Source organism: Microcystis sp. M31BS1 (assembly GCF_020245285.1).
GTDB lineage: Bacteria > Cyanobacteriota > Cyanobacteriia > Cyanobacteriales > Microcystaceae > Microcystis > Microcystis panniformis.
On the sequence record NZ_JADBVE010000364.1, the window covers coordinates 1 to 7,250 of the forward strand.

3 protein-coding genes and 1 pseudogene are annotated in these 7,250 nt (G+C 43.2%); all 4 read left to right on the forward strand.

The window, feature by feature from the left end; genetic code table 11:
- Nucleotides 1–403: 403 nt before the first annotated feature.
- The gene (locus IM509_RS20440) at nucleotides 404–1,960 is read left to right on the forward strand and encodes a M16 family metallopeptidase (RefSeq protein ID WP_072925226.1); all 1,557 of its coding nucleotides are present in this window, start codon (nucleotides 404–406) and stop codon (nucleotides 1,958–1,960) included.
- Between the two features lie 157 nt (nucleotides 1,961–2,117).
- The gene (locus tag IM509_RS20445; RefSeq protein WP_072925229.1) at nucleotides 2,118–3,566 is read left to right on the forward strand and encodes a M16 family metallopeptidase; all 1,449 of its coding nucleotides are present in this window, start codon (nucleotides 2,118–2,120) and stop codon (nucleotides 3,564–3,566) included.
- A 344-nt stretch (nucleotides 3,567–3,910) separates the two neighbouring features.
- Nucleotides 3,911–4,033: pseudogene (locus IM509_RS20450) on the forward strand (UPF0175 family protein); the annotation flags it as partial.
- A 350-nt stretch (nucleotides 4,034–4,383) separates the two neighbouring features.
- On the forward strand, nucleotides 4,384–6,825 hold the full coding sequence (gene ppsA / locus IM509_RS20455) for a phosphoenolpyruvate synthase (protein WP_185237801.1): 2,442 nt from the start codon (nucleotides 4,384–4,386) through the stop codon (nucleotides 6,823–6,825).
- Nucleotides 6,826–7,250: the final 425 nt, after the last annotated feature.

Sequence of the window (7,250 nt, forward strand, 5' to 3'; positions counted from 1 at the left end):
TACAGTGAGTTCTTTTCTTCTTCCGTGAATTCTAGGTTAATCATGTTTTTAATGAGTGCTTTGCTTCTAATTATGACTCTTAAACTATATTATTGTCCTTGAGTAAAAAATGCAAGTTGTAGCCGTGCAAAGTATATCAGTTATCAGTTATCAGATGTGACGCGATGTGCAACTAAAAACGACAGAATCAGGGTAGGGTTCCAGAGGATACTTTACTTCCCCACTTCCCCACTTCCCACTCCCCCACCCCCCACTGATAACTGATTACTGTTTACTGGACGGCTACGCCGTGCCTTTGGCAACACTGAAAAAAGCGCCCCATCTCCCCTCTCCTAACAATCGACTGCTAAGATCGAACATAGCGATCGATCTCTCGCTCCCACGATACCTGATAAAACTATCTATGATCATTAAAAATACCCCCTATTATCGGGCTGTAATCGGCTTTTGGGTGGCTTTCGTTGTGTTTTGGGGTTTTGGGAGTTTCTCACCCCTTCTTGCCCAAGCGAAAGAGCAACCAGCCGATGTACAATCGATTACCCCCTACCTTAAGCAATTTCAACAAAAAATTACCGAATTTCGCCTCGACAACGGACTAAAATTCATTATCCTAGAAAATCGCGATGCCCCGGTTATTTCCTTTGTCACCTACGCGGATGTGGGAGGTGCTGATGAACCAGACGGTAAAACAGGAGTTGCCCACTTTTTGGAACATTTAGCCTTTAAAGGCACAAAAACCATTGGTACTAGCGATTATCTTAGCGAGAAAAAAGTCCTCGATCGCCTTGAAGCTATAGACAAAGAACTACAAGCGGCCAAAAAAGCGGGTAAAAGCGCAGAAGTGGCTAAATTAACGGAAGAATTTCAACAAGCGAAGGCAGAGTCCGAGAAATTCGTCCAACGCAACGAATACGGGCAAATCGTCGAAACCCAGGGAGGAGTCGGTTTAAATGCCACCACTTCCACCGATGCAACTAGCTATTTTTACAGCTTCCCGTCGAATAAATTGGAATTGTGGATGTCTTTGGAATCGGAACGATTTTTAGAACCGGTGTTCCAACGGGAATTTTACAAAGAAAAAGACGTAATTCTGGAAGAAAGACGGATGCGGACGGATAATAGCCCCTTGGGTCTATTAATCGAAGCTTTTCTCGATCAAGCTTATACTGTCCATCCCTACAAACGTCCCGTTATCGGCTACGATCGAGATATTCGCAATCTGGAACCCTCAGATATCCAAAACTTTTTCGATAAATTTTATCCTGCCAGTAATTTAACCATAGCTATCGCCGGAGATGTGGACCCAGAACAGGTCAAACAGTTAGCTGAGGTTTATTTTGGTCGTTTTCCCGCTAAACCGAAACCCCCCCAGGTGACGGTAGTAGAGCCGGAGCAAACCAAAACAAAGGAAATTACCCTAAAATTAGACTCGCAGCCTTGGTATTTAGAAGGATACCATCGTCCCGCCCTCAATCATCCCGATCATGCGGTTTACGAGGTTATCGCCACTTTAATGAGTGAAGGAAGAACTTCGCGACTGTATAAAGCTTTAGTGGAGGACAAACAACTTGCCCTCGCTGCTCAGGGATTTAACGGCTTTCCGGGAGATAAATACCCGAATTTGCTGTTATTCTATGCTCTGAGCGCTCCTAATGTCAGCCTGGAGGAAGTAGCGCAGGGTTTAAATTTGGAGTTGGAAAGATTGAAAAATGAACCGGTTTCGGAACAGGAATTAGAACGGGTTAAAAATCAACTACGGGCAGCCCTATTAAGAGGTCTTGATTCTAACATGGGCATGGCGCGATCCTTGATTGAATACGAGGTAAAAACCGGCGATTGGCGTAATTTATTCGCCCAATTAGATGCTTATAATGCTGTCACGGCAGCCGATATTCAACGAGTGGCTAAAGAGACTTTTACCCCCGAAAATCGCACTATTGGCCGAATTTTACCAAAATAGAGAGATGGGGAAATGGGGGAAGTGGGGAAATGGGGGAATTTCAACTAAAACCCCATCACCCTCCGCAACGCGCACGCAGTGACCACCCCAACACCCCAACACCCCAACACCCTAACACCCTAAAACCTAAAACCTAAAACCTAAAATAAATATAATCATGAAAAAACGCTTACAATGGCTAGGTTTAATCCTGCTCACCCTGATAGGTGTCCTAGCTTTTCGTTCCCCGGCAATTGCCCAAACCCCGCGACATTTTACCGATTTAACTTTTCCTCCCCTTCCTGAAGTTACAGTTCCCCAATATGAGCGCTATCAACTAGATAATGGTATGGTGGTTTATTTAGTGGAGGATCCCAGCTTACCTTTAGTGAGTGGTACGGCGATGATTCGGACGGGAGGAAGATTAGAACCGGGGGAAAAAGTCGGATTAGCCGATATTACTGGAACCGTGCTGCGTAGTGGTGGCACGGAAAAACATCCTTCTAATGTCTTAAATCAAGTATTAGAACAAAGAGCAGCCCTCGTAGAAACCTCGATCGATCTTAACGCTGGAACTGCTAGTTTTAGCGCCCTTAGTGAAGATTTAGAAGCAGTTTTTAATCTCTTTGCTGAGGTTTTGCGTTCCCCAGCTTTTGAAAGTCAGAGGGTGGAATTAGCTAAAGTTCAGGAAAAAGGAGCAATTGCTCGACGTAATGATGATCCCAGTGATATTGCTAGTCGGGAGTTTAAAAAGCTAGTCTATGGTGATAATAGCCCCTACGCTCGTACTGTAGAATATAGGACTTTAGCTAATATTGACCGTCAGGATTTAATCGATTTTTATCGTACCTATGTCCGTCCCGACCAAATAATTTTAGGAATTGTCGGTGATTTTGATTCTCAGTCGATGAAAGCATTAATCAATAAGACTTTTGGCGATTGGAAAAATCCCGCCACTACCCCTAAAATTGTCACCCCTTCGGCAACCCAAAAAAATCTTCAAGGTGTTTTTGTCGTCAATCAACCCCAATTAACCCAGAGTAGCGTTTTATTAGGTCATCTTGGGGGCCGTTTGGATAGTCCCGACTATCCTGCTTTAACGGTATTAAATGAGATTTTAAGCGGTTTTGGTGGTCGTTTATTTAATGAAGTGCGCTCCCGTCAAGGATTAGCTTATTCTGTCTATGGTGTCTGGAATAGTCGTTATGATTATCCCGGTTTATTTATTGCCGGAGGTCAAACTCGCACCGATGCCACCGTACCTTTTATTAAGGCAATTTTAGGCGAAATCGAGCGCCTTCGCAATCAACCCGTTACTGCCAAAGAATTAGAAGACGCTAAAAATGCTATTCTCAATTCTTTTGTTTTTAAGTTTGAGAAACCTGGTCAGAATTTATCGCGATTGATGACCTATGAATACTATGGTTATCCCCAAGATTTTATCTTCCGTTATCAACAAGCGGTAAAAGGGGTGACAATTGCCGATATTCAACGAGTGGCCCAACAATATCTGCAACCGAATCAAATTGTGACTCTTGTGGTGGGTAATGAACAGGAAATTCAACCTCCTCTATCCAGTTTGGGAACTACGGTTAAAACTGTTGATGTTACCATCACACAAATATAAATAAATCTAGGTTGGATTGAGCTAAACTAGGTGAAATCCAACCTAAAAAAATGAGATAAATATAGCAGGAGATATGACTTTACAACTCACCATAAATTATCCTGAAAATTTACCCGACTTTCTTCAAAAAAACCGCGAGGAATTCGAGAGAGAAGCAACTTGATCTATGGTAGTAAAACTCTTTGAGATGAAACCTAAGTAGGTAGGCGTTAAAAATTATCAGATGCCCCCCTTATTAAGGGGGATCCCCCCGCCTATCGGCACCCCCCTTATCAAGGGGGGCAGGGGGGATCGAACCTAAAATCCATTTTTAATTTAATTATAACCAGCTACTTATTTCATAGGGTATGGCTGCCAATTTATTAGGAGTGGATAGGGTTAATTTTTTATTGAGATTGACCGATTTTGGCGTAGGGATGATTGACTTAACAGAAGAAGAACTATTATCAGACCTTGAAAATGCCTAAAGCTAAATTACAGCCCTTCTCATAAAAAAAAGTATAACCTAATTTGGTATTGACTCCTGACTGCTGACGACCGACTCCCCAAAACGAAAACTTCCTATCTCACCATTGAGATAACTGCTGTAACTATTTTGAGATAACTAAGGCTATCATTGAGGAAAGTTACTGTTGAGACTCCTGATTAGTTTGTTAATTTTTGTGTTAAGTAGCTAGACAATTAAACCCTTTAGAGATAGGGTGATCGTGGCTGAGTTGGCTATTATAGAGTTTTGTAAATAAATATCAAACTCAAGGATTTTTGAAGATGGTATGTCGCTAAACTGAAAGTATAAAGTACAGAGGTAAAAATACTTATGATGCTACTACAAGATGTTGCGAGAACCTCTAGAGAACAAGCATTAATTCTGTGGTTTGAAGAAGTGGACAGCAAAGATGTAGGATTAGTCGGCGGCAAAAACTCCTCCTTAGGCGAAATGATCCAACAATTAACCCCAAAAGGGATTAATGTCCCCACAGGATTCGCCACCACCGCTTACGCTTACCGTCACTTTGTCGAAAAAGCCGGACTAGACGCACAATTAAGACAAATTTTCCAAGATTTAGACGAAAACGATGTGCAGAACTTGCAGGAAAAAGGTAAACAAGCGCGCACATTAATCCTCAATACACCGTTCCCCGATGATTTAAGTCATGCGATCGCTATTGCCTATCGCCGACTCTGTGAACGTTATGGCGATGATCTCTATCATTCCATCGATGTGGCCGTTCGCTCAAGCGCCACTGCCGAAGACTTACCAGAAGCGAGTTTTGCCGGACAACAGGAAACCTATCTCAACGTGCAAGGGGTGAGGGGAGTTTTAGAAGCTTGCCATAAATGTTTTGCCTCTTTATTCACCGATCGCGCTATTTCCTACCGTCATCATAACGGTTTCGATCACTTTTCCGTCGCCCTTTCCGTCGGTGTCCAAAAAATGGTGCGTTCAGATCTAGCCACCTCCGGGGTGATGTTTTCCATCGATACGGAAACAGGGTTCAAAAATGCCGCTTTAATCACGGCAGCCTACGGTTTAGGGGAAAATGTCGTGCAAGGAGCCGTTAACCCCGACGAATATCTGGTTTTTAAACCGACTCTTAAAAACGGTTACAAACCCATCCTCGAAAAACGCCTCGGCAGTAAAGCGATCAAGATGATCTACGATGATGGAGGATCGCGTCTAACCAAGAATATCCGAGTTAACAAGCTAGAACAGGATCAATTCTGCATTAATGACCAAGAAATCCTCACTTTAGCCCGTTGGACAGCCGAAATCGAGGAACATTACTCGCAAGTGCGCGGAACCTACACCCCCATGGACATCGAATGGGCAAAAGATGGGATCACGGGAGAACTGTTTATCGTTCAGGCGCGTCCAGAAACCGTACAATCGCAAAAAGCCGCTAATATCCTTAAATCCTACGAGATTAAGCAAAGAAGTCAAGTTTTAGCGGTGGGACGGAGTGTAGGTGCGGCAATCGGTCAAGGAAAAGCCAGAGTCATCCTCAGTGTAGATAAAATCAACAACTTTAAACCGGGAGAAGTTCTCGTCACCAATCGCACGGATCCCGACTGGGAACCGATTATGAAACAAGCAAGCGCGATCGTGACTAATCAAGGTGGTCGTACTTGCCATGCCGCTATTATCGCACGAGAAATGGGCATTCCGGCGATCGTGGGTTGCAATAATGCCACGGAAACGATTAAAACCGGTCAGGAAGTCACCGTTTGCTGTGCGGAAGGGGATGAAGGGAAAGTTTACCTCGGATTGCTACCCTTTGAAATTTGCGAAACTCACTTGGATAATTTGCCCCAAACTCGGACAAAAATCCTCATGAATATCGGTAATCCCGAAAAAGCCTTCGCTTTTGCCGATATTCCTGCCCAAGGGGTCGGTTTGGCGCGTCTAGAGTTTATTATCGCTAACCATATTCAGGCCCACCCCAGCGCTTTGCTGAAATTCCACGAACTGGAAGAAGGAGACGTAAAAGACCAAATCGCCGAATTAACCAAACACTACGAGGATAAACCCCAATTTTTCGTCGATAAATTGGCCCGGGGAATTGCCATGATTGCAGCCGCATTCTACCCCAAAGATGTAATTGTGCGGATGTCCGATTTTAAATCCAATGAATACGCTAATTTATTGGGTGGCAAACCCTTTGAACCCAAGGAAGAAAACCCGATGATCGGTTGGCGCGGCGCTTCCCGTTATACTGATCCTAATTATCGCGAGGCTTTCGCTTTGGAATGTCGGGCGCTGAAAATGGTCCGGGAAGAAATGGGATTAACTAATGTGATTCCGATGATTCCTTTCTGTCGTACCCCCGAAGAAGGGATGAGAGTCCTCGAAGAAATGGCGAAAAATGGTCTCGAACGCGGGGTTAATGGTTTGCAAGTTTATGTGATGTGTGAGTTACCAAGTAATGTAATTCTTGCCGACCAATTTGCTCAGGTGTTTGACGGATTTTCGATCGGTTCTAATGATTTGACCCAATTAACCTTAGGATTAGATCGGGATTCTGCCCTAGTTGCCCATCTTTTTGATGAACGGAATGAGGGAGTTAAACGCATGGTGAAAATGGCCATTGAAACCGCTAAAGCCCATAATCGCAAAATCGGTATCTGTGGTCAAGCTCCCAGTGATTACCCCGAATTTGCTCAATTTTTAGTGGAATTAGGCATCGATTCCATCAGTCTTAATCCTGATTCTGTCCTCAAAACTTTATTGATGGTGGCAGCAGTGGAGCAAGGACAATAGTTTAGTGATAAAGGTGGGCAAGTCCCACCTTTTTTTGTACTAAGCCAACTAACTTCATCATACTGAAAATACCTATAGCCCAATGGCTATTTTTTAGTTGTCTCTTAACAAATATTAACTTTAAACTGCGATTAAGAGATAAACTTAGATTTCGTCAGGATTAATGCCTAATTCCCGCAGTTTATTGGCTAATCGTTCCGCTCGTTGTTTTTCCTCATTATAGCTAGTGAAAGCTTGTCCATCGGGATAAAAAAGCAACATTTCCGGTTCGATCCCCCCTTAATCCTAGGGTTGATTCATTTAAATTAAGTACAGCTAATTTTGAGTCAATAAATTTGACTGAAGATTCTCAATTTTATCTTTCTCTAACCAAAAGAGTTAGTCACAATAACTAATCTTTAATCCTCTGCCAAATTTATTATGAA

Coding starts and splice junctions, on each gene's coding strand:
- IM509_RS20440 (WP_072925226.1), top strand. CDS start 404: ATGATCATTAAAAATACCCCCTATTATCGGGCTGTAATCGGCTTTTGG.
- IM509_RS20445 (WP_072925229.1), top strand. CDS start 2,118: ATGAAAAAACGCTTACAATGGCTAGGTTTAATCCTGCTCACCCTGATA.
- ppsA (WP_185237801.1), top strand. CDS start 4,384: ATGATGCTACTACAAGATGTTGCGAGAACCTCTAGAGAACAAGCATTA.